Here is a 22,429-nt window from a genome sequence, read left to right as displayed (position 1 = left end):
CTGCACCAACACGACCTGCCAGTGACCGGCGTACCACTTCTGCCAATTTCACCGAAAAATGAATCCACATCGTCGCCAACCTCCCGCTCAAAGGGAGGTTGGCGGTATGGGATGTCTAATCGACTGCCCGATGGCGCCTCGGTTCAAGCGCCATGCCTTTAACCGTGCTCCCTGGCGGGGATCGATGGCAGCATCGCCCATGGCAATGCGGAGGCGGCCCAGACCTGAAGTACCGGTGCCGCCTGGGGTGGCGAGTCGAGCGAACCAGCCTTGAGGAGCAACTGACCCGGCAAGAGCGACGTGCGGCTTGCAATCGGACTGCCACATTCACGGCAATACATTCGCTCGACGACGCGGCCGGCATCGCTCCGATCCCGGTAGATCGCGGGCGGATGGCCTAGATGCGTGACTGAGGTTTCGGGCACAACGATATTCAGGGAGTAACCGCTGCCTGATGCGCGACGGCAATGGCTGCAATGGCAGGCAATGACGCGATCCGGCACGTGGGTACATTCATAACGGACCGCGCCACACAGGCATCCGCCCGGATGTCCGTCGAGGTTTTGATGTTCCATATAGACTCGCTCGCCAGTGATTCGTGGCGTTGTTAGGACGCGGAATACGCACCATCCAGTACGATTTCGGTACCGGTGGCGTAAGAGGACAGGTCGCTGAGAAGGAACGCGATGGCATTGGCGACTTCCACGGCCGCGCCAAAGCGTCCCATCGGAATCCGCTGAGTCCAGCGGGCGAGCGTTTCCTCCTTAGTGAGCGGGTTCCCATGCGAATCTCTCAATGGCTGGTGCGAGGCGCCGAGCGCCGTGGCAGTCGGGCCAGGGAGGACCGAGTTGACGCGAATACCTTCGGCAGCCAGTTCCACTGCGACGGCTTTCGACAGCATTCGTATCGCCCCCTTGCTGGCCGAATAGGCTGCGTAGTGAGATCCCGCGATGTGCCCGAAGATCGAAGAGACGTTAACGATGGAGGGATGGGCGTTGTGATCCTGAATTGTTTTTCGCATCAACGGGAGGGTGCTCTGCATGCCGAGGAACGGGCCTTCCACATTGATGCGATATTGCAGTCTGAGGTCGTCAACGGCGCTGCTATCGAATTTGCCATCAAGCATGATCCCCGCATTGTTGACCAAGCCATCAAGCCGACCGTTTTCGGCGACGGCAGACAAAGCGTTGCCCCAGTCTTCTTCGGAAGTCACATCGTGGGTCAATGTCGATAGCCGGTCCGACTGGGCAATCGATCGCGTTTCTTCCAACGTCGCCGGGTTTCGATCCGTGGCGAAGACCGACGCCCCCAGTTCCAGAAGCAGCAATGTCGTTGCGCGGCCAATGCCAGAGCCAGCGCCCGTGACGATCACGACTCGGTCCTGCATGGGGACGGCACTAATCGTGTTCATGTTCATGTCTCCGTCGTTAAAGATGTTCAGAATGAGATGGCTTGAGCGGATACAGTCGTTGCATGACGGATTCGCACGCGCCATGGTGCTGCGCGTGACAACCCGTTATGAAGTATTGATTTTTAGAAGAAAATAAGGATCGCGAACAGAGAGCGCCGAGCTGGTAGATACACGATCAGCCGGATTTCATGGTGTTCGTCCAGCGGTGCTAGTTGCTTTTTAACGACTGGTTCACCGGCTGATCGGTCATGTCATTGATTGGGTAGCAGGATTGCCTTGATGGTGTCGCCTTGCTCGCTGTCTTTGACGGCCTGGTTGATATTCTCCAGGCGGTAGTATTTGACCAGGCGATCGAACGGGAATTTCCCGTCCTTCCACAAATCGATCAGATAGGGAATGAACTCGTCGGGAATACTGTCGCCCTCGATGACGCCCTTGACCGTGCGGCCCATCAGCAGGAGCGACATTCCGAGCGAAACCTCGGCGCCCGCAGGCGATGCGCCAACGAGTGCACACACGCCGCTTGTGCGCAAGCATTCGACCGCACGTTTCAACACAGCCGGCACACCCGTGCACTCGACGGCATAGTTCGCACCGCCTCCCGTCCACTGCGCCAGGACTGTCGCGAGATCCGCCGCGGCGCCGTGAACCGTGTGCGTCGCGCCGAGCTCACGGCTCAATGACAGTCGCTCTTCGTTCAGGTCGACCGCAACGATCGTCGAGCAACCTGCCAACTTCGCCGCCATGATCGCGGACAGTCCGACGGGACCCACGCCGAACACCACGATCGACGTGCCCGGCCGAGCCTGCAACGCGTTCAGAACCGTACCGGCGCCCGTCTGGATTCCGCAGCCAAGTGGCCCCATCAGTTCCAGCGGTACGTCCTTGCGGATCTTCACGACGTTTTGCTCCGATGCGAGCGCAAGGGAGCCGAACGACGATTGCCCGAAGAAGCACCCGTATACCGGACTGCCGTCATCGGCCGCATAGGATGGGGAGCCGTCTTCGCGCCGTCCCGAGAAATTGAGCGCTGGGAAATGGGCGCAATAGGCTGTTTTCCGGCTGCAGCAACTTTCACACTGCCCGCACGCCCGATAGCTGAGCACGACGTGATCGCCGACCTGAACTTTCGTGACGGCCTGGCCCACTTTTTCAACGACACCCGATCCCTCGTGCCCCAACACAACGGGATACCCCCCCGGGAAACCCTGGTCGCGCACATGAACATCGGTGTGACAGACACCAGTTCCGGCAATACGGACGAGGACTTCGTTCGCCAACGGATCCTGAATCCTGAGCCGTTCGAGATGAAACGCGCTTCCCGGCTCCCGTACTACTGCGGCATGAACATCCACTATTCGTCTCCTTGAATCGTTTGGGTGTCGATCACTCACGTTTCGACGGCCACGTGAGTCGATCGCGATGATTCGTCCGCTCCCGACCCTTTCGGTGTCTCGCGGAAACGGGCGACATCATGGAACCTGGTTCGGGCGTTGCGAGCCCTTCAAAGACGCTCGACGATCGTGACGTTCGCGAGGCCACCACCTTCGCAGACGGTCTGCAGGCCATATCGGCCACCGGTGCGGCGCAGCGAATGAATCAGTGTCGTCATCAGCTTGGTGCCGGTTGCGCCAAGCGGGTGGCCCAGCGCGATGGCGCCGCCGTTGACGTTGAGTTTGTCGGGATCCGCCTCCAGCGCGCGGAGCCATGCAAGCGGCACTGGTGCGAACGCCTCGTTCACTTCGTACAGGTCGATATCATCGATACGCATGCCGGCCTTCACGAGGGCGCGCTTGGTCGCCGGGATCGGTGCCTCGAGCATGATGACCGGGTCGTGACCGAGTACGCTGATATGGTGAATGCGGGCGAGCGGCGCGACGCCCAACGCCTTGAGCCCGCGCTCGTTGACGACCACGATGCCGGACGCGCCGTCGCAAATCTGGCTCGCCGTCGCCGCCGATACCTGTCCGCCCTCGCGAATCAGTTTCACGCCGGCGATGCCGTCCAGCGTGGCGTCGAAGCGGATGCCTTCGTCAACGACATGCTGCACGTCCACGCCGTCTTGCGTGGTGACCGTAATGGGCACGATTTCATCGGTGAAGTGGCCCGCGTTTGTTGCCGCTATCGCTTTCCGGTGGCTGGCCAGCGCATAGCGGTCGAGGTGCGATTTTTCGAGCCCGTACTTGGCCGCCAGCATCTCCGCACCCTCGAACTGACTGAACACGATCCCGGGGTAGCGGGCCTGGATACCCGGGCCGATATAGCTGCCGAATCCGTTTTTTTCCGGGAGCGTATGTGGCAAGGCCATCGGCACGCGACTCATACTCTCGACGCCGCCAGCGATCACGACATCCTGGGTGCCGGACATGACCGCCTGGACGGCAAAGTGCAGCGCCTGCTGGGACGAGCCGCATTGACGATCGACCGACGTTGCCGGAACACTTTCGGGAAGCTTTGACGCGAGCACGGCGCCTCGCGCGACGTTGGTCGACTGTTCGCCTGCCTGCCCGACGCAGCCCAGAATGACGTCTTCGATCAATGCCGGATCGAGATTCGCTCGTTCGACGAGTGCGTTCAGCACCTGCGCGGCGAGATCGGTGGGGTGCCAGCCTGAGAGGCGACCGTTCCGGCGCCCGCCGGCAGTACGTGCGGCAGCGACAATATAAGCGTCCGACATGAGAAAGGCTCCTGGTCCAAAAGATGACGGTGAAGTGCGGCCGCAGAAAATCGCCGACCGGTGCATGTGCAATACCAATGCGTCGTCTGTACGCAAGATGGATACGTCATGTTTGCCGATTCACTGGCACGTTGCCTCGTTCGTTTTGACCAAATTGGCGGCAACGCCGACTGCCATCCAAAAGCACACGGTGAACACGAATCCTGACGTGAAACGCCGTCGGGCGCGGGCGTAGGTCTCGGCGAACTGTCGTTCTATCGTCTTCACCGAGTCGACGAGGAGCCAAATTCCTCCTTTTGAACGATACGAAATCGGGACTCGGCAAGTAGCTTAGCCTCGGTGAACGCGGGAGAGGATCTGATCGATCGCGTTCCGCAGGCCAGGTGCGGCGACATGGAATCGAGCCTGCATCAAACACTACAACTCGATCGCGTACCGGAGAATCCGATCATGTCTTTCGCATTTGACAATGACTTTCGCCTTTTGATTGACGGCCAGCAGGTTGAGGGGGCGGCAACGTTCAACGCATTTGATCCGGCGACAGAGGAGGTCATTGCCGCTGTTCCGGATACCAGTCGCGCGCAGCTCGACGAAGCGGTCGACGCGGCTCGCCAGGCGTTTCCGTCGTGGGCGGCCACGCCCGTCGCCGAGCGGCAGCGCGCCGTCGCATCCATCGCCGGCGTGTTGATGACGCACCAGGAGGCGTTTGCGGCATTGCTGACCCGAGAGCAAGGCAAGCCGCTGGATCGCGCTCGCGACGAGATTGCTGCGGCCGCCTATTGGTGCGCGGAGTTCGCGAAACTGACCCCGCCGGTCGACATCATCGAGGATAGCGACGAGAAGCTCGTGCGCGTGCGTCATGTACCGCTCGGTGTGGTCGGCGCCATCGTGCCGTGGAATTTCCCGATCATTCTGGCATTCTGGAAAATTGCGCCCGCACTCGTCGCCGGTAACACGATCGTTGTCAAGCCATCGCCCTTCACATCGCTGACTACGTTGAAGATCGGTGCGCTTTTGTGCGACGTTTTGCCGAAGGGCGTGCTGAATGTCGTCAGCGGCGGTGACGCGCTGGGGCCGTGGATGTCGGGCCATCCCGGCATCGACAAGATCAGCTTCACTGGTTCGACTCCGACTGGTCGAAAGGTCATGGAGAGCGCGTCGTCCAACCTGAAGCGACTCACTTTAGAGTTGGGCGGCAACGACGCGGCCATCGTCATGCCGGACGTGGATGTTGACGCGATTGCCCCCGTACTGTTCTGGGGCGCGTTTTCGAACAGCGCGCAGTTCTGTCTCGCTATCAAGCGCCTGTATATTCACGAGGACATTTACGACCGCTTGCGCGATCGCCTGGCCGAGATCGCTAAGGAAACCCGGATGGGGCCCGGCGACGAAGACGGCGTACAACTCGGACCGGTTCAGAACCGCGCCCAGTTCGAGCGCCTGAAGCGCTTGCTGGAGGATTCGCGGACCCAAGGCCACGCATTCCCTGCGGGAGGCGAGATCGGTTCGGGGAAGGGGTTCTTTTTCCCGGCGACGTTGGTCGACAATCCGCCAGACGATTCACGTGTGGTTCGGGAAGAACCGTTCGGCCCAATTTTGCCGCTGCTGAAATTCCGGGATGTCGACGATGTGATTCGACGGGCGAACGATAGTGAGTATGGCCTCGGCGGTTCGGTCTGGTCCCGCGATGAAGCACAAGCGCAAGCAATCGCCGAACGGATGCAGACCGGGACGGTCTGGATCAATGAAATCCACTCGCTCTCGCCGCTGAAACCGATGGCCGGCCACAAGCAATCGGGTATCGGGGTCGAAAACGGACTCGTCGGACTGCTTGAGTACACGGTTCCGCAAACCATTACTTTGAACCGGCAGCGTGCCTAGGTCCGGCGGTTGCCGCGGGCGGAGTACGGGGCCCGGATTGACCGAGCCTCCGGTCGATCCGACCGCGAGGCTACGGGCGCGCGCTTCCGTCGACATCCGGGTCGGGCATGCCCGGGTTCCCGCCGACCTTGGCGCGACCACTGCGCGTGTGACCGAACACGGACGATCTCCGCCGCGTTAAAGCAGCCCCTGCCGGCGCGCGATGGCCACCGCTTCGACGCGGCCATGTGCACCGAGTTTCGCATTGATGTTTCTCAGGTGGGCCTTGATGGTGACCTCGGAAACGAAGAGCGTATCGGCAATGGCGCGTGTGCGGGCGCCATCGGCGAGATAGCGGAGTACCTGAAGCTCGCGCTTGGTGAGCGCCGTACTCGAGTGGGTGTCGGCGCTGGCGGGTGCGGATGGCAATGGTGCGACGGACAGGGTATCGAGCAGTTGTTCGCACAGCGTCGCGGATATGTCCAGTCGGTCGGCATTTTCGCGATGACGGTTGAACCAGATGCGCAGCAGCGCGGCAACCGATTCTCCTTCGTCCAGGAATATCCGCACGAAACCTTCCCGGCTCGCGATCTGCAGCGCTTCGGTAAGCGTTTGCATCGCGGGATTCGTCTGGCCGGTTGCCATCAACGCCGTACTGAGCAGAATACGCAGCTTGAGCGCGCGGCGATGGCGCTGTGCGGACTGCGCAGCACGAAGCCCTGCTTTGAGCTGGCTCGCAGCGTGCGCGCCTTCGCCTTTTGCGATCATGAGCCGCCACCGCATCACGTCGACGGACTCGATGTCATGGACTGGCGCCGAGTATCCTGCACCGTCTTTCCATACTTGTGTTGCCTCGGCCTGGTCGAGCAGGGACAGTGCGCCCTTGAGGTCGTGATTGAGCCAGAGTATCCGCGCGGCCTCGAGTTTGGCACTTGCCACGACGCGGATCAGGCCCATTTCAAGGCCCGCGTCCTCGAGTTCTTGCCGGTAGCGCTTCGAACTGTCGACGTCCCCGGCAACAACGGCAATCTTGGACAGCAGAAGATAAGCCTGTATGAATGCGTCGACGGTACCGTTTTCCCGTACGTATGGTAGCCACTCGCTCGCGACCCGCTGAGCGCGCTCGAGCGCGTTCCGCTCGTAAAGGACTTCCGCGAACGGAATACCAATCACCGCCCGTCCGCCCGGAACGGTGTTCGAGCCGGTCGACACTGCACGTTCGTAGCTGCGTTCCAGGCGCGCGAACGCCTCGCCAAGCCGGCCCTGAATGAGGTCGATGCCGCCTTCCTGCGCATCGCTCAGCGACCGAATGAAAGAGGCGTTCAACTGGCGGTCGCTCTGGAGTGCTCGTGCCATCGTTTGACGCGCGTCATCGAACCGGCCGGCGGCGATCATGCAATAAGCGACGATGCTAACCAGAACGCCGAATTGCAATGTATGCGCCGGCGTCACGTCTGCGAGAAGCGCTTCGCTGGCCGGATAGCACGCTTCGATCTGGTCGGTCATCGACAACTGCAGGCAGGACAGTGCGCGGGCCTCGCGGACATGTTCAGGGTTGCGGGACGCGGGGACGTCGGCGAGGAAATCGTCGATGATTCGCTGGGCTTCGCCGTGGCGTCGATTCAGCACGAGCGCCCATCCGAACGTCAGTCGCAGCGCAGGCTCGTTTCTGAGCAACGCAGGGGAAAGCCGGTCGTACCATCGCGACAGTCGGCGCACACGTCCTTGGGTCAGCAGACTGCCGGCATGCGCATCAAGTAGTGCGATCGCCTCGCGTTGATTCTTGTCGTACAGGAGGTGGTCAATCGCCAACAGAGGACGGCCATGACTGCGCAGCCATTCTGCCGCACGGAGATGTAGCTGGAAGAACAGATCCGGCTGGGTAACCTTCAACCTGTCCCGCAGGAAACTGGCGAACAGCCCGTGATACCGGTAGCTGAAGTGCTGGCTGTCGAGCGGAATCAGGAACAGGTTGTTGCGCGACAGGATCTCGAGTTGGACGCGGCTGTCCTCGCGTTGTGCAACGTGGTTGCACAACGACTCGTTCAGTTCGCCGAGGATGCTCGTTCGAAGCAGGAAATCACGGTGATCGTCCGCGAGCCGCTGGAGAATGTCTTCGGCCAGAAATTGCGCAAGCTCGGCATGCGAGCCGGAGAACGATTTGATGAACTGGCCGACGTCCCGATAATTGGAAATCGCAAGTGCAAAAAGATGAATGGCCGTGATCCATCCCTCGGTGCGCTCATGGAGCATCTCGACGTGACGACCGGTCAGCGCGAGGTGAGGTTGGCGTTCCAGCAACTGCCGCGTTTCTTCCAGCGAAAATCGCAGATCGCCGTGGGAAAACTCGAGGAGTTGACCGCGCACGCGCAGCCGGCCGAGCCCGATCTCCGGAACGTGGCGGGAACCGATGACGATTTCGCCATTGATGGGCAGGCATTCGATTAGTTGCCGGACGTAGCCGATCGCCGCCGGATTGTGAAGTGCCTCGAACTCGTCGAGAAATATCGTGAAGGGGTGGGCGAGACCGGCCAGACGTGCGATCAGGCTCATGGTGTCGCCGCTCGATTCGTCGGCAACCGACGGATGCAGCGCCATCAAGCCCGCATGCAAATGGCGGACGAAGCGATCGAGGTCGTTGTCCGCGCTGTCGAGGGTCAGCCACATGACACTGGCACCGTCCTCCTCACGACGTGTCCGATATTGGGAAAGCAAGGTCGACTTTCCGAAGCCCGCAGGCGCCTGAACGAGGATCAGCCTGCAACCCGCGGTTTTTCCGCACATAGCCTCCAGCAGCCGCTTGCGATGGACTTGTGCGGACGGTGGAATCGGATATTGCAACTTCGTCGACACGATCGGGGTTGCGGGTGCGATGACCGGCCGCGCATATGTGGCGCCAATGTCTCCTTCCATCTGTTTCTCCATGACTGATGCGCTGTGACGATCAAGCTCACACCATCGCCCCGTGTACTCGCGCGCACGTCGCGTGCTTTGCCGAAGAAAGCCGTCTGGGGAACGGAGGAATGCAGATCATCCGGCCTTGATGAAAAATACACGGAGCCGTTTATTTTTTTATGATACTGCAACTTCGGGGTAGTGGATGAGGGCGACGGCTAGGGTTTTCACCGAACATCGCGCATGTGGCGGCGCCGGCCCAGACGGTAACGGTCGGAACCGCTGCATGGTGGGTGCCGAAATTGACACGTTATGGGGCAGGCGAGCCACTGCTTTCGAAAACACGCTGCCAAGTGACCGTCCGCAAGTGTACAAGCACGGCAGCACGCCACGGAGGCGCCCGTCCCGGATCGCACGCAATAACGCGCGATTGAGTGCGGTCAGCCGTGCGCGAACCTCATCGATCGGCAGCGGGGCGGGCACTTTCTCCGGTTTGACGGACAGCAGGCGCTCGAGCGCGTTCAGCACTTCACGCTCAGGTCGATCACCGACTTGTAACTGGCGCGCGGTGACTCCTATCGCGTTGGCGATCAGGAGACCCGTGAGTCGTTGTTCGGAGGGCAAATCGGGCATGAGCTCGCATCGAAGGATGTCACGGGCGAGTACCAGCAGGTGGTACCCCAGTGGCTGTTCATTCATGTTCGCAGCTGAGGCGACCGCGACGTCGTTTGGTGCGTCGGCCCGCAACTCGACGTGCAATGTACCGGCAAAAGGGCCGCCTTCGCTCGCCGCATCGAACGACCAGTTTTCCTGGATGGTGCCGCCCGAGAGCAATCGCAACGCGCCGATGCGAACGCGATCGTATCCTGCGCTGTGTAAAACGAAGGCTTCGATTGTGGCGCGAAGGGGACGTGCGGAATGATTCATGTCAGAGAGAACTGATGAGGTGGCCGCCGTCGACCGCCAGCGTGGCGCCCGTCATGTGCCGTCCGGCTTCACTGGTCACCAGTAGCAATGGGCCATCGAGATGTTCCGGTTGGCCGAAACGACGACTGGGAATGCGATTCCGTAGTCGCTCGCCAGCATCGCCACCCAGGAAATCGGCGTTGAGGTCGGTCACGATATAGCCGGGGAGAAGTGCGTTCACGCAGATGCCATGGCGCGCGAGTTCGAGTGCCGCGGCCTTTGTCGTCTGGACGAGGGCAGCCTTCGAGATGCTGTAAGGTGCAACGCCGCCCGCCACGCGCTCCCCGAGAATCGAGGCGATATTGACGATGCTCCCGGTGCGTTGGGCGCCAACGAGCCGACGCGCCGCTTCCTGTGTGACGAGCCACGCCCCCTTGAGATTGGTTTCGAGCACGTAGTCCCAGTCTTCCTCGGTCTGCTCGAGCAATGCCCGTGTTACTGTCACGCCGGCATTGTTCACCACGATGCGGGCAGGTCCACCGAGTTCCTCGATGGCGTCGAATGCCTGCCGCACACTGGCGGCGCGTGTGACGTCCAGGCTCACGGCATGCGCCTGGATACCTTCGGCGCGCAGTTCGTCCACCAGCTCAGAGAGTTTTTCCGCCCGACGGGCGGCAACGACGACCTCGGCGCCCGCACGGCCAAGCGTTCTGGCGAAGTGCCGTCCGAGGCCGCTTGATGCACCGGTCACGAGCGCCAATTTTCCGGCGAGACTGAAGAGACCCGGCAGGTTTGTCGTATGTGTCATCAGGGGTTCCCTCAGAGTTGAGTGGGCGTCCTGCCGCGCAGGATATTGCGCGACATGCATCCGGCGATGCGCTTCGGTAGGGCCGTCGTAGATCCGGAATGCGCGCATGCCGGCAACGATGCGCGCCACGACCGTTTCGTGCGTGACGGCCTGGCCACCCAGGATTTGCACGCTGCGGTCGACCACGCGCCATGCCGCTTCGGAAGCGATGACCTTCGCGGCGCTCGAGTCGTGCTTGCCCAGCGAACCGGTGTCGAGCACAGCCTCGCAATGCCATATCGCAAGATGTACGACATGAAGATCCGTCTCGTTGTCCGCGAGCATGAAGCCGACGCCGTCGTGCTCGCTGAGTCGGCTGCCGAAGGCACTGCACACCTGCGCATAATGCGTCGCACTGTCATGACACCGCCTTGCGACACCGAACCGTCGCACGCAGTGGGTGAGATGGCGGGCGCCAGGCGCACCTGAGTGCATACGAGGCCTTCGCCCGGCTTGCCGAGCACGTTGTGCGACAGCACGCGAAGCTCGTCAAACCGCACCACCGCGTGGTCGCCCGGAAAGCACGCATCCAGTGCGTCCATGGTGCGTTCGACGCGGATGCTCGGGCTGTCCATGTCGGCGAGGAACATAGTCGAGCTGCCTTGCTTCGGTTTGCCATAATGACGGCGAAACTGGCACCATTAGCGCCCGTAATGAACCATTTGCCACCGTCGATCATGTATTCGTCGCCGTCGCGGCGTGCGGTCGTTTGCAGTATGGACGGAGCCCGCTCCCAGCGCCGGCTCCGTCATGCAGAAGCACGACCACGTCGTGCCTGCGGCCGGAGTCAGCGCTCCTTTTGCTCCGGCGCCGTGACTTCATGCAGCAGATGCATGTTGCCTTCGTCGGGCGCGGCAATGTTGAGCGCAACCGGGCCCAACGGCGAATAGCCAGCCTCTTCGAACAGCATCGCCTTGCTCATGTGGTCGAGCCCGAGGCCACCGAAATCGAGGCTCACATGGCTCGAGAACAGACCGTTCTGCTCGCCCGAGCGCGATGAGCTCCGCTCGCAGGGATTCGCCTGGCCCGTGAGGTCCGCAGCGCGGATCCACTTCGAAGGGCATGATCTTGTCGTTGATGAAGGTGCGCGTGCGTGCCTGCAGTTCCCCCAAGCCGACATCGCTGATATCGTCCGGGGCGAATGCGTTCCGCTCGCGCAGCGCACGCAAGGTCTGGCTGGCCAGGCTGCCCGGCGTGATCTGATGCAATGCGCCGTCGGCGCGACCGCGTGGCGTTCGCACATGATCGTAGACGAAAACTTCGCTCATGCGGTTCTCCTGCTTGCACGTAGTCTGGCCAGTGATGAAGAGGGATCGGGAACGTGCGCGTCACCGCGCAGGTCGCCCTGTCGGCTGGCCACGGGGCGCCGGCGAACGCGCGTCGGATCGCCGAATGCCTGTAACCGCGAGTTCAGTTGAATATGGGGGCGCGTTTTTCCCGGAATGCTGTCACGCCTTCCCTGAATGCGGCGGTCTCGACCAGCGTGCACTGCCGTTCTCGTTCGTAGTCCAGTTGTGCTTCGAGCGTATTCGTCTCGGCACGCTTCAGCGCCATACGCAATTCGACGGCGATATGCGGCGGGCAGGCGGCCAATGCCGTTGCCACGCGCATGGCTGCAGCGGCGAGCTGATCGTCATCGACGCATTGCCAGATCAGCCCCCATTCGGCCGCCTGTTCGGCACCAAGCTTGTTCCCCAGCAGCGCCAACGCAGTCGCGCGTGCGCGTCCGATGCGGCGCGGCAGATGCCACGTCGTACCGACGTCCGGGATCAGGCCGAGCTTCGGGCAGAAGCTGAGAATGAACGACGCGGAACGCGCCGCAATCGTGACGTCGGCGGCAAGCGCGACCCCGACGCCGGCGCCGGCCGCGACGCCGTTCACGGCTGCTACGACAGGCACCGGGAACTCGTGTAGTTCCTTGATCCACGGATTCGTTTGCGACCGCATGGTTTCGTGCAGGACTTGCCCTGCTGATCGTGTGCCATCGCCGTCGAGCAATGTTTCGTTCAATTCGGCGCCCGCGCAGAATGCGCGACCGGCTCCGGTCAGAATAAGCGCTCTCACGTCCGTCCGGCTGCGTACCTCGGCCAGCGCGGCGCGTGCGTCGCGAGACAGCGCATCGGTCACGCTGTTCAGTGTGTCCGGCCGATTCAGCGTGATGATTGCGACGGGACCGTCGAACTCGAGCGTCACGGTGCCATATGTCATGTCATACCTCGATTAGATGGTTCTTCACCGCTTGTTCCAGAATGTTTCGCGAAGTTTGTATTTGAGAAGCTTGCCCGCCGCGGACAACGGCAACGCATCGCGAAACTCAATGCTGCGCGGACACTTATACCCGGCGATGCGCTCCCGGCAATGGGCTTTCAGGTGGTCGACCGTCAACGCGGCCCCGTCTCGGACGACGACGACCGCATGCACGGCTTCGCCCCATTTTTCGTCAGGAATGCCGATGACGGCACAGGACTGAACCGCCGGATGCGACAGGATGGCGTTCTCGACCTCGGTCGAATAGACGTTTTCGCCTCCGCTCACGATCATGTCCTTGAGGCGATCCGTGATGTGCAGATAGCCGTCTTCGTCAAGGTAGCCCCCATCGCCGGTATGCATCCAGCCATCGCACAACGCCTTGGCGGTTTCGTCGGGTTTGTTCCAGTATCCGAGCATCACGTTTGGGCCGCTCACGACCACTTCGCCGGTCGTGCCGGCCGCTCGCTCCTCGTGTGTGTCCGGATCTAGGATGCGCACGGCGCATATAGGCGCCGGCCGCCCCGCAGCATTCAGCTTCGAGCCTCCAGGGGTATGACAGATGGCTGGGAGTACGGCCACGACAGGAGCGAGCTCGGTCATGCCGTAGACCTGCATGAACTGACTGTGTGGCAACGCCGAGAGCGCACGCGTCAGCAAGGCCGAATCGATAGGTGCGGCGCCATAGATGATGTTACGCAGGCTGCTGACGTCGTGATCCGCGAAGAGCGGATCGTCGAGCAGCATCTGCAACATCGTGGGCACAAGGAACACCTCGTTGACCTTATGCCGTGAGATCGCGTCCAACACGACTTTCGGGTCGAAGCCGGGCAGAATGACGTGCGTTGCCGAACGGAGCATCGTTTGGATGACCGATGCGATGCCGCCGACGTGAAACAGGGGCGCGACATGGAGCGCGACCTCGACAGGCGGTCGCGGCGCCGCCGCCAGTGTCGACAACGCGTCGCTCAGCAAATTGGCGTGCGATAGCATGACGCCCTTCGGCGTGCCGGTCGTGCCGCCCGTGTACAGCACCGCGGCCAGATCGTTGTCGTGCCGGCCGCGATCGGCGACGGGTTCGGCGGCTTCCAGCAACTGTTCGTACCCGTGCATGCCGACCGGCGTGGGCGCATCGCCGCAATAGACGATTTCGCGAAGACAAGCGCATCGCTCGCGAAGCGGGCCGACATACGCGAGGAACGCGTCGTCGACGAGGAGGATCGTCGTCTCGCAGTCCTGCAGCGAGTAGGCGATTTCGTTGAGGGTCCAGCGTGTGTTGACCGGGTTGATGACAGCGCCGGCCCAAAGGGTGCCGAACAGATATTCGACGTAGCGATCCGAGTTGGGCGCAAGCATGCCGACTCGATCACCGGGCTCGATTCCGAGCGTGTCGAGGGCGCCCGCGAGGCGCGCGACACGCTGCACAAACCGGGCGTACGAAGTGTGCCGTTGCGCAAATACGGTCGCAAGGGTAGTTGGCCTTTCGCGTGCCGCTTTGTGCAGTGCCTGAGTCAGATACAAGTTTCGTCTCCGGAGTGTTGGGTGTGCCAGGCGACAATCGGGAACGGCTCGCATCGGCCGTCGTCAAGCTGGAACTGCGTCTATGGAAGGTACTGCCGGCGCGGGCCGAGGTGTTTCGTTCGAACTGACTATTTTTTCGACGTGCCCCGATACGGACGCCCGCCCGTATGACGAATGCCCCGGCGTGCCCGTCCCGCGGATGTCGCGATGGCGAAGACGAGCGCACGATGTGTTCCGGATCGGCCCGACGGACGGGACCAGCACGCGCATCAGGGCAGTTACATTGCGTCGGTCGTCCTGGGAAGCTCAGTGCTTGGGAAATGACCGATACTGCTTTGATAGGTAGTCAAACCCTTTACGCTTGCAATTCTTGCGTCGAATGCATGGAGCGTCTCGACGATCTTCTTCTGGCGAATCTCCGGATCGCTTCGCTCCAAAAGGCGCTGGTAGCGGTTCGCGTCCGCGATGAAGGGCAGGAACGCACTCGTCCACGTGCGCTCGACCCCCGCCTCGTCAGCGAAGTCATCACCATGGAACAGACGACAGAACGCGTGCATGAGCTGGATCGATGCATCTTCCGGAATGCCGAGCGCCGGCTGAAGCGCGCGCCCGATGGCCTCCAGCATGCGTAGCGTGAGCGTGCGGAAACCGTCGTCTGGCTCGCTGCAGGCCATGTCGATCAGGGTCAGTGTTTCGGCCGCCGAGTGCTGGTCGACGATATGCCGGTAAAAGCGCTCCTCGATCCCGAGCAGGTGCGCTACCGCTTGCCATACCTGATAGAGGTCCTGGAATTCCTGTTCGTCGAAAGTCACACCGAGCTTTTCCAGCGCCATGAACGGTACATAGGTGAAGTCGAGCCAGGTTCTCAACATGTCAAGCTGATTGATGGGGCTGCCAAGTGCCTGCGCGTCCCAACCGCGTTTGATCAGGCCGGCTCTCACGCGGGCGTGCAACATGCGCACCTGCAGCGTGTGGACATAACCTTCGGCGCCCCTGGATACGCCGCCGGGGCGCAACGTCAATTGTTCCCACACGGCGGTTTCCGTCAGGCGACGCAGCGTGCGATCGTCAAGATTGCCGGTACCCGTCAATACCTTGGAGATCGTCGGCGAGTAGTAGGTGTGCGCGAGCGATCCCGGCCCGAGTGCAATCATCGTCCAGAGCGGACCGATCGTCAGGTAGGCCTGAGAACCTCGTAAAATGCTAGATGTGTCAATCCAGTCGGGCATCTGCTCCGCTTTCGCAAGCAGCGCATGGATGGCCGGCGAGGGGGATGCGAGACATTGCAGTCCGAACCTGAACCCGTCGTCGAGCGAGCGCAGATGGGTGTCGTCGTAGCGTTGGCCTTCGGCCACAATCGCATCGGCCAGTACATCGCCGATACTCGCCATCTCCAGGACGAGAGCAAGCTTGTCTGCACCGAAGCGTTCGACGATCGCGAGGCGATTGACGACGCTGGCAGGCGCGGAGGAGAGCAATGGGTTGGGATGATTTGTCATGCGGGTCGATTCCTTAGGTTGCAAGGCAGAGTGACGGGGATGACTGAAGTGCACAGGATTAAGTAAACGGCACCGTATACTTTGTATGTGAGTTCGACCACCAACGCAAGTCGGGATCTTGCTAATCCCGCGATATCGTCCAGAACCGAGACAGAGGTGAACAATTGACTGAAACGTCTGACCGAGTCCTTAACCGCAGTCCACGCAAGGGCCGGCCGTCGGCCGAGGAGGCCATGCGACTCGGCGATGTCATCCTCGACGAGGCCAGCCGCCTTTTCATCGAGGACGGTTACGGCGCCACGAGCGTGGAAGGCATTGCGGCCGCTGCGGGGATCTCGAAGCGCACCTTCTATCTGCGCTTCGCGGGTAAGGCGGAGGTATTCGAGGCGGTGGTCCTGAGAAATGTCGAGCGGAGCGCCGATCGCGGATTGGGTTCGGCGGACGCCAAGCAGAATCTGGAGTCGTGTCTTCAGGCGATGGCGATACATCTGCTCGAGTGGATACTTCAGCCGGATGTGCTCGGCATCTATCGACTCACCATTGCCGAGGTCAGGCGTTTTCCGGAGTTGGCCCAGGCCGTGACGCAGCTTGCGATTACGGACGCAATCCGGTCATTTGAAGCGGTGTTCCGCAAACACCTGCCCGCGCGTGTCAGCGATGACGACGTCGCGTTTATCGCGGCCCAATTCATGCACGCAGTAGCGGCGGGGCCGTTTCATCGGGCGGTTCAAGGACTGGATTCTCCGGGGCTCGACAGGGCGAAGCGCGCCTATGTGCAGCGCGCGATCAAGCTATTCCTTCAGGGCGTGCCGGGCGCTAACGCGTAATCTCGGGCTTCGGCAGGCTCGAGCGGCGACGGAGTCGCGTTTCGCGGCGAGGCGTCGCCTCGCTGCTTCGTGCCACCTCCGCCTTCCGTCTCGCGGGGGGCCTTCAGCAGGATGACGTCACCCGCAATCGCATGTGCTCCGTCGCTACGGGCACTGCAAATAGTCAAATCGAACGAGGATCGCCGTGACCTTGGCACTTAGACTCGTGCCCACGACATGTTTGCGAATCCTCTCTCATGGCTTTCCCGCGCTCCCATTTTTCATCTGATCACGCACTTTTTCGCGACACCGCTCGACGTTTCTATCAGGGTGAGATAGGCCCTCACGTCGATCGATGGCGAGAGCAGGGCTTTGTGGACAGAGAAGCCTTCCTGAAAGCCGGCGCACAAGGGTATCTACTGATGTGGGCCGAAGAAGAATATGGCGGTCTTGGGCTGCGCGACCTGCGTTACGAGCAGATTCTTATCGAGGAAAACGTCCGGTACGGCGACATCGGGTTTTTCCAGGGGACGCATTCAATTCTGGTCGGCGCGTACTTCGACAAATTCGCGAACCATGAGCAGAAGCTCAAGTACTTGCCGAACGCCATCTCGGGCGAGACGATTCTGGCGATCGCGATGACCGAGCCCGACGCAGGCAGCGATCTCGCTGCGATCAAGACCCGTGCAGAAGACCACGGGGATCACTGGCTGCTCAATGGTGCGAAGACCTTCATCTCGAACGGCATACTCGCCGATACGGTCGTGGTTGCTGCACGTACTCATTCAGAAAACCGCGCCGGCATCAGCCTGTTCATCGTCGAGCGTGGCATGCCCGGATTCGAGCGGGGGCGAAAGCTCAAGAAAATGGGACTGCATGTGCAGGACACGGCTGAGCTCTTCTTCAACGACGTGAAGCTTCCCAAGGAAAGTCTGCTGGGGGAACTCGACCAGGGGTTCGTTCACATGGCCCGGTGTCTGGCCGTGGAGCGCTTGATGAGTGCAATCACGTCCATCGCGCACGCCCAAGTGGCGTTCGACACGACGCTCGAATACGTGAAGGAGCGTCGGGCGTTCGGAAAACCATTGGGAGCACTACAGAATACGCGACTGACGATGGCGGGGCTTCGTGCGCAGATCGACGCGCTGCAAACCTACGTCGATCAGCTCGTCGTCGCCGCGAATGAGGGGGCGCTGAGCGCCGAGCAAGCGTCGTCCGCGAAGCTCCTGACGTCGGAACTCGAGGGGCGCGTGATGGATGCGTGTTTGCAGCTGCACGGCGGCGCCGGTTACATGGACGAATACCGGATCAGCCACATGTATGCGGATGCGCGGATTTCCCGGATCTACGCCGGGGCTACTGAAATCATGAAGGAAATCATCGGTCGGGGGCTCGGTCTGGACGCCCGCCGGCTGAGCTGACGGAGCAATCGGATGAATTTCCCCCGAACAATCTTCGAGCCGGAACACGAACAGTTTCGCGACGCGGCACGCCGGTTCATGCTGAACGAGATCGGGCCTCACGCGGATCGCTGGCGCGAACAAGGTTATGTCGATCGAGAGGCGTACCGCAAGACCGGCGAACAAGGCTTCCTGCTGATGTGGGCCGACGAACGGTTCGGTGGTTGCGGATTACGCGACCTGCGCTACGACCAGATCCTCCAGGAAGAAAACATTCGCCATGGTGATCCGGCGTTCTACCATAACCTTCACTCCATGGTCGTCGCTCCGTATATCGACAAGTTCGGCTCCGACGAGCAGAAGCGGACATACCTGCCGGGCGCGGCGCGCGGCGAATCGATCCTGGCGATTGCGATGACCGAGCCTTCGGCCGGAAGCGATCTTGCGGGTATTCGCACGCGCGCCGAAGACCGAGGCGATCACTGGCTTCTCAACGGCTCGAAGACCTATATTTCCAACGGCATCCTGTCCGACGTCGTCATCGTCGCGGCGCGCACCGACCCGACCAACCGGTACGGTATCGGCTTGTTCGTGGTCGAGCGAGATACACCGGGCTTTGAGCGTGGCCGGAAGCTCAAGAAGATGGGATTGCACGGTCAGGATACCGCTGAGCTCTTCTTCGAAAACGTTCGACTGCCGAAGGAAAATGTCTTGGGCGATCCGGGCAAGGGATTTTCGTACATGGCGCAATGCCTAGCCGTCGAGCGTCTACAGGTCGCGATCGCGTCCATCGCGGTCGCCCAGGTGTCGTTCGATCTCACGCTTGACTTCGTGAAGGAGCGCCGCGCGTTCGGCAAGCCGCTGGGTGCGCTGCAGAGTGTGCGCTTTTCGATGGCCGAGATGCGCGCCGAGATCGATGCGATCCAGTGTTTCGTAGATCAATGCGTGATGCTTGGCAATGACGGACAACTGACCGCGGAGCATGCGTCGGAAGCAAAGTATCTGGCGACGGAGCTGGAGGGACGCGTGGTCGACCGGTGTGTCCAGTTGCACGGGGGCGCAGGCTACATGGACGAGTACCGAATCAGCCGGCTCTATACGGATTCGCGCATCTCGCGAATCTTTGCCGGCGCGAACGAAATCATGCTCGAGATTGTTGGGCGCGGGCTTGGGCTTGACGAGCGGAAGCTGGTTTGAAAACGGAGACACGATGAATACGCGCCTGACTGATTTGCTCGGCATCCGGTACCCGATCGTGCAGGGAGGCATGATGTGGGTCGGTACTGCTGAGATGGCTTCTGCCGTGTCGAATGCGGGCGGTCTGGGGGTGCTGACGGCGCTTACGCAGCCCACGCCGGAGCACTTGGCCAATGAGATCGAACGGTGCCGCACGATGACCGACGCGCCGTTCGGCGTGAACCTGACCATTCTTCCGTCGATCAAGCCGCCGCCGTATGAGGCATATCTCGACGCGATCATCGACGGCGGGGTGAAGATTCTCGAAACCGCAGGGAACAACCCCGTGGACTTCATCCGCAAGGCGAAAGCGGCTGGCATCAGGATCATCCACAAGTGCGTTTCTATCCGTCATGCGTTGTCGGCCGAGCGGAACGGGGTCGACGCCGTATCGATCGACGGGTTCGAATGTGCGGGCCACCCGGGGGAGGAAGACATCGGCGGCCTAGTGCTGATTCCGGTCGCCGCGGAACGCCTCGCCATTCCGGTGATTGCATCGGGGGGGATTGCGGACGGGCGAGGGCTGGCGGCCGCACTTGCACTGGGTGCGGCCGGCGTCAACATGGGCACCCGGTTTTGCGCGACGCGTGAGGCGCCGATTCACGAAGACATCAAGCGCGCACTGGTGGACGCGTCCGAGCGTGATACGCGGCTGATCTTCAGAACGTTGAGCAACACCGCCCGCGTTCTGAAAAACGCCATCTCCGAAGAGGTGGTTCGGATCGAGCGACGACCTGGCGGCTGCGAGTTCGACGAGATTCGCCCATTGGTATCCGGTGCGCGTGGCAAGGCGGCACTCGATTCCGGGCAGGTGGACGACGGCATCGTGACGGCCGGGCAGGTTGTCGGATTGATCAAGGACATCCCAACGTGTGCGGAACTCATTCAACGCATGGTTGGGGAATGCAGGGAGCAGCTACGGCTCGCAATGTGGGCGACGGCATAGCCAGGGCCGGATCGGTGTTCCGGTACGTACAGACGGAACTGGTGCCGTTGCGGAAGGGAGCAAGTGAGACCGGCCGCTCGTCGTCTCTGGTTGGAGTGCGCATGGTCGAGTTCGTGTCCAATTGAGCACGCGCGGCGCGCAACGTGCCCTTCCGAAAGCGCGTTCACGGGGTGCGTTGGAGACACAGGCATGCGTGTGCACTCGCACGCATGATCGGCTACTTTGCTTACAAACGCAGATGGCGCCGACGTCCGTCCAAGGGGGAAGTCATGACGATATTGGTCGTCGCGGAGCACGACAATATTGCGTTGAAGCGCGTCACGTTGCATGCAATGGCCGCCGCGGCAATCATCAGCATGTTCACCAGCAGGGCAGTTCATCTGCTGGTGGTGGGTGGCGGCGCGCATATCGCGGGCGACGCAGCGAATATCCCGGGCGTGACAAACGTTCTTCTCTCGAGCGCCGGACTTGCTGGCCCGCTTTCTGCTCGTACTAGCGCGACATTGCTTGCCGTCGCGAAAGACTACTCGCATATCGTACTGCCGGCGACGATGGACGGCGGAAAAATCGCCGCCGAGGTCGCCATTCAGCTGGGTGTGGATCTGCTCGACGACATCACCGCGGTGAGTGGAGAGCATGAGTTTGAGCGACAAATCGGTTCCAACCATACCCGGGTCACTGCGCGGTCGTCGGATAGGGTGAAGGTGATTACCGTCTGTCCGTTTGCGTTCGAGCCTGTTTCGGCGATGGGGGGCAGTGCATCGATCGCGAACATTCACGTTGCAGCCGGGCTGGAGCTGGTCATTGAAGCGTGCTGACGTGGCACGAGAAGCCCGTGCGACGGGAGAGTCGAGGTAGTTAATTCCATGAATCGCATGCAACTTGTCCGGATGCAGGCCGCCGCCACGGCCAATGCGGAAGACGCGTCGCTATGGCGTTGGTTTTCTGCACTGATGGAGGAGCACCGTATTCGCTGGTGCGTCAAGGGCAGGGCGTGGTACGTGAGTGTCGATAACCGCCATGTCGCGACAGAGGGCAGCTTTGATTTGGCACTCCGAAGTGCACATGAGCATGCCGAGCGGAATGGACGAGGCGCGCATCGTGACGATTCCGGGATCGTGGAAACCGGGGCGCACATGTGATTGCGGCAGACGTGATCGGGATTCGCAAGCGAGCCTCAACGTGTGCCGGGGCAGCCGGCACGCGACGTGCGTGATGTCACTGCCGGGTTTCGTTTCATGGGTGCGCGTGAACAGTTGCTTCGATTGGTGGGCGATGAGGTGAAGCATCGCCGACATGGTGATTTTCCCGATTCGATCGGCCAACAGGTGCGCTACGTCGATGCCCGGTCGCGATTCGAAGCGGATCGAGCTCGTGGTTGGAGCATTTGAAGGGAGCTGAACGTTGAAGATTCTGGTAGCGGTGAAGCGAGTCGTGGATGCCAACATGCGAATTGGCGTCAAATCAGACAACACGGGTGTCGACATTGCGAACGTGAAGATGTCGATGAACCCGTTCGACGAAATCGCCGTTGAAGAAGCCGTGCGGTTGAAGGAGGCCGGCGCGGCGACCGAGGTGATCGCCGTGTCGGTGGGTGTCGCGCAAGCGCAGGAAACGCTGCGTACTGCGCTGGCGATCGGCGCGGATCGCGCGATCCTGGTCGAGTCGACCGACGGCGCCGAGCCGCTGACCGTCGCGAAGATCCTGAAGGCGCTGGTCGACAAGGAACAGCCGCAGCTGGTGATCCTCGGCAAGCAGGCGATCGACGACGATTCGAACCAGACGGGCCAGATGCTGGCCGCGCTGGCAGGTCTCCCGCAAGCGACGTTCGCATCGAAGGTGACGGTCGCAGACGGCCGCGCAACGGTCGCACGCGAAGTCGACGGCGGCGCGGAAACGCTGTCGCTGTCGCTGCCGGCGGTCATCACGACCGACCTGCGCCTGAACGAGCCGCGCTACGTGACGCTGCCGAACATCATGAAGGCGAAGAAGAAGCCGCTGGAAACCGTGAAACCGGAAGACCTCGGCGTGGATGTCGCGCCGCGCCTGAAGACGCTGAAAGTGGTCGAGCCGCCGAAGCGCGCGGCCGGTGTGAAGGTGGCGGACGTGAAGACGCTGGTCGAGAAGCTGAAGACCGAAGCCAAGGTGCTGTAAGAGGGAGCGCAAGGAAATGACGAT

The 22,429-nt window shown here is 61.5% G+C and carries 18 protein-coding genes and 1 pseudogene; 8 read left to right on the top strand and 11 right to left on the bottom strand.

Features of this window, described 5'->3' with window-relative positions; genetic code table 11:
• Positions 1–158: 158 nt before the first annotated feature.
• From GQ57_RS40865 to GQ57_RS35280, 4 genes are all read right to left on the bottom strand, one after another.
• Positions 159–575, bottom strand: a complete 417-nt coding sequence (locus tag GQ57_RS40865) for a GFA family protein (protein ID WP_081896854.1) — start codon at positions 573–575, stop codon at positions 159–161.
• Between the two features lie 32 nt (positions 576–607).
• Positions 608–1,411: an SDR family NAD(P)-dependent oxidoreductase gene (locus tag GQ57_RS35290; RefSeq protein WP_034200321.1), complete on the bottom strand. Its 804-nt coding sequence runs from the start codon at positions 1,409–1,411 to the stop codon at positions 608–610.
• Between the two features lie 251 nt (positions 1,412–1,662).
• On the bottom strand, positions 1,663–2,766 hold the full coding sequence (locus tag GQ57_RS35285) for an NAD(P)-dependent alcohol dehydrogenase (RefSeq protein WP_081896853.1): 1,104 nt from the start codon (positions 2,764–2,766) through the stop codon (positions 1,663–1,665).
• 149 nt (positions 2,767–2,915) lie between these two features.
• Entirely contained in the window at positions 2,916–4,088 is a 1,173-nt protein-coding gene (locus GQ57_RS35280) for an acetyl-CoA C-acetyltransferase (RefSeq protein WP_034200311.1), read from the bottom strand.
• A 393-nt stretch (positions 4,089–4,481) separates the two neighbouring features.
• On the opposite strand from GQ57_RS35280, the gene GQ57_RS35275 reads away from it, so the two are divergent.
• Positions 4,482–5,969 (top strand): aldehyde dehydrogenase family protein, encoded by a 1,488-nt coding sequence (locus GQ57_RS35275; RefSeq protein WP_235215185.1) that lies wholly within the window; start codon positions 4,482–4,484, stop codon positions 5,967–5,969.
• Positions 5,970–6,146: 177 nt separating this feature from the next.
• Here GQ57_RS35275 and GQ57_RS35270 read toward each other — a convergent pair whose 3' ends face one another.
• The 7 genes and pseudogenes from GQ57_RS35270 to GQ57_RS35245 all read right to left on the bottom strand — a co-directional run bounded on the left by GQ57_RS35270 (position 6,147) and on the right by GQ57_RS35245 (position 15,863).
• Complete coding sequence (locus tag GQ57_RS35270; RefSeq protein WP_063934625.1) at positions 6,147–8,861, bottom strand: LuxR C-terminal-related transcriptional regulator; 2,715 nt, start codon at positions 8,859–8,861, stop codon at positions 6,147–6,149.
• A gap of 159 nt (positions 8,862–9,020) precedes the next feature.
• Positions 9,021–9,770, bottom strand: a complete 750-nt coding sequence (locus GQ57_RS42580; RefSeq protein WP_152603436.1) for a DUF6285 domain-containing protein — start codon at positions 9,768–9,770, stop codon at positions 9,021–9,023.
• A 1-nt stretch (position 9,771) separates the two neighbouring features.
• Positions 9,772–10,557 carry an SDR family NAD(P)-dependent oxidoreductase gene (locus GQ57_RS42575; protein ID WP_034200318.1) on the bottom strand — a complete coding sequence of 262 codons (786 nt, stop codon included), beginning with the start codon at positions 10,555–10,557 and terminating at the stop codon, positions 9,772–9,774.
• Positions 10,558–10,568: 11 nt separating this feature from the next.
• Positions 10,569–11,864, bottom strand: a pseudogene (locus GQ57_RS44500) (acyl-CoA dehydrogenase family protein).
• Positions 11,865–12,006: 142 nt separating this feature from the next.
• The gene (locus tag GQ57_RS35255; RefSeq protein WP_034200309.1) at positions 12,007–12,804 is read right to left on the bottom strand and encodes an enoyl-CoA hydratase-related protein; all 798 of its coding nucleotides are present in this window, start codon (positions 12,802–12,804) and stop codon (positions 12,007–12,009) included.
• Between the two features lie 24 nt (positions 12,805–12,828).
• Complete coding sequence (locus tag GQ57_RS35250; RefSeq protein WP_034200308.1) at positions 12,829–14,364, bottom strand: acyl-CoA synthetase; 1,536 nt, start codon at positions 14,362–14,364, stop codon at positions 12,829–12,831.
• Positions 14,365–14,642: 278 nt separating this feature from the next.
• On the bottom strand, positions 14,643–15,863 hold the full coding sequence (locus GQ57_RS35245; protein WP_063934624.1) for an oxygenase MpaB family protein: 1,221 nt from the start codon (positions 15,861–15,863) through the stop codon (positions 14,643–14,645).
• 233 nt (positions 15,864–16,096) lie between these two features.
• On the opposite strand from GQ57_RS35245, the gene GQ57_RS38405 reads away from it, so the two are divergent.
• The 7 genes from GQ57_RS38405 (at position 16,097) to GQ57_RS35210 (ending at position 22,405) form a co-directional block, all read left to right on the top strand.
• Positions 16,097–16,690 (top strand): TetR/AcrR family transcriptional regulator, encoded by a 594-nt coding sequence (locus tag GQ57_RS38405; RefSeq protein WP_052001597.1) that lies wholly within the window; start codon positions 16,097–16,099, stop codon positions 16,688–16,690.
• 236 nt (positions 16,691–16,926) lie between these two features.
• Positions 16,927–18,090, top strand: coding sequence for an acyl-CoA dehydrogenase family protein (locus GQ57_RS35235; RefSeq protein ID WP_034200307.1), 1,164 nt, complete (start codon positions 16,927–16,929; stop codon positions 18,088–18,090).
• A gap of 12 nt (positions 18,091–18,102) precedes the next feature.
• Positions 18,103–19,266 carry an acyl-CoA dehydrogenase family protein gene (locus GQ57_RS35230; protein WP_034200306.1) on the top strand — a complete coding sequence of 388 codons (1,164 nt, stop codon included), beginning with the start codon at positions 18,103–18,105 and terminating at the stop codon, positions 19,264–19,266.
• Positions 19,267–19,279: 13 nt separating this feature from the next.
• Positions 19,280–20,251 carry an NAD(P)H-dependent flavin oxidoreductase gene (locus tag GQ57_RS35225; RefSeq protein ID WP_034200305.1) on the top strand — a complete coding sequence of 324 codons (972 nt, stop codon included), beginning with the start codon at positions 19,280–19,282 and terminating at the stop codon, positions 20,249–20,251.
• A 209-nt stretch (positions 20,252–20,460) separates the two neighbouring features.
• Entirely contained in the window at positions 20,461–21,069 is a 609-nt protein-coding gene (locus GQ57_RS35220) for a hypothetical protein (RefSeq protein ID WP_081896851.1), read from the top strand.
• A gap of 48 nt (positions 21,070–21,117) precedes the next feature.
• Positions 21,118–21,393 carry a hypothetical protein gene (locus GQ57_RS35215; RefSeq protein ID WP_052001595.1) on the top strand — a complete coding sequence of 92 codons (276 nt, stop codon included), beginning with the start codon at positions 21,118–21,120 and terminating at the stop codon, positions 21,391–21,393.
• 262 nt (positions 21,394–21,655) lie between these two features.
• Positions 21,656–22,405 carry an electron transfer flavoprotein subunit beta/FixA family protein gene (locus tag GQ57_RS35210; protein WP_034200304.1) on the top strand — a complete coding sequence of 250 codons (750 nt, stop codon included), beginning with the start codon at positions 21,656–21,658 and terminating at the stop codon, positions 22,403–22,405.
• Positions 22,406–22,429 lie beyond the last annotated feature (24 nt).

The sequence above is a fragment of the Burkholderia sp. MSh2 genome (assembly GCF_000731655.1).
In the GTDB taxonomy this organism is placed as follows: Bacteria; Pseudomonadota; Gammaproteobacteria; order Burkholderiales; family Burkholderiaceae; genus Burkholderia; species Burkholderia paludis.
Note: the sequence above shows the minus strand (reverse complement) of the source record. Positions and strands in the feature narration are given on the sequence as shown.

Excerpts from the sequence above, each read along its gene's own strand:
- GQ57_RS40865 (WP_081896854.1), bottom strand. The coding sequence starts at position 575 with ATGGAACATCAAAACCTCGACGGACATCCGGGCGGATGCCTGTGTGGC.
- GQ57_RS35290 (WP_034200321.1), bottom strand. The coding sequence starts at position 1,411 with ATGAACACGATTAGTGCCGTCCCCATGCAGGACCGAGTCGTGATCGTC.
- GQ57_RS35280 (WP_034200311.1), bottom strand. The coding sequence starts at position 4,088 with ATGTCGGACGCTTATATTGTCGCTGCCGCACGTACTGCCGGCGGGCGC.
- GQ57_RS35275 (WP_235215185.1), top strand. The coding sequence starts at position 4,482 with ATGGAATCGAGCCTGCATCAAACACTACAACTCGATCGCGTACCGGAG.
- GQ57_RS35270 (WP_063934625.1), bottom strand. The coding sequence starts at position 8,861 with ATGGAAGGAGACATTGGCGCCACATATGCGCGGCCGGTCATCGCACCC.
- GQ57_RS42580 (WP_152603436.1), bottom strand. The coding sequence starts at position 9,770 with ATGAATCATTCCGCACGTCCCCTTCGCGCCACAATCGAAGCCTTCGTT.
- GQ57_RS42575 (WP_034200318.1), bottom strand. The coding sequence starts at position 10,557 with ATGACACATACGACAAACCTGCCGGGTCTCTTCAGTCTCGCCGGAAAA.
- GQ57_RS35255 (WP_034200309.1), bottom strand. The coding sequence starts at position 12,804 with ATGACATATGGCACCGTGACGCTCGAGTTCGACGGTCCCGTCGCAATC.
- GQ57_RS35245 (WP_063934624.1), bottom strand. The coding sequence starts at position 15,863 with ATGACAAATCATCCCAACCCATTGCTCTCCTCCGCGCCTGCCAGCGTC.
- GQ57_RS38405 (WP_052001597.1), top strand. The coding sequence starts at position 16,097 with ATGCGACTCGGCGATGTCATCCTCGACGAGGCCAGCCGCCTTTTCATC.
- GQ57_RS35235 (WP_034200307.1), top strand. The coding sequence starts at position 16,927 with ATGGCTTTCCCGCGCTCCCATTTTTCATCTGATCACGCACTTTTTCGC.
- GQ57_RS35230 (WP_034200306.1), top strand. The coding sequence starts at position 18,103 with ATGAATTTCCCCCGAACAATCTTCGAGCCGGAACACGAACAGTTTCGC.
- GQ57_RS35225 (WP_034200305.1), top strand. The coding sequence starts at position 19,280 with ATGAATACGCGCCTGACTGATTTGCTCGGCATCCGGTACCCGATCGTG.
- GQ57_RS35220 (WP_081896851.1), top strand. The coding sequence starts at position 20,461 with ATGATCGGCTACTTTGCTTACAAACGCAGATGGCGCCGACGTCCGTCC.
- GQ57_RS35215 (WP_052001595.1), top strand. The coding sequence starts at position 21,118 with ATGAATCGCATGCAACTTGTCCGGATGCAGGCCGCCGCCACGGCCAAT.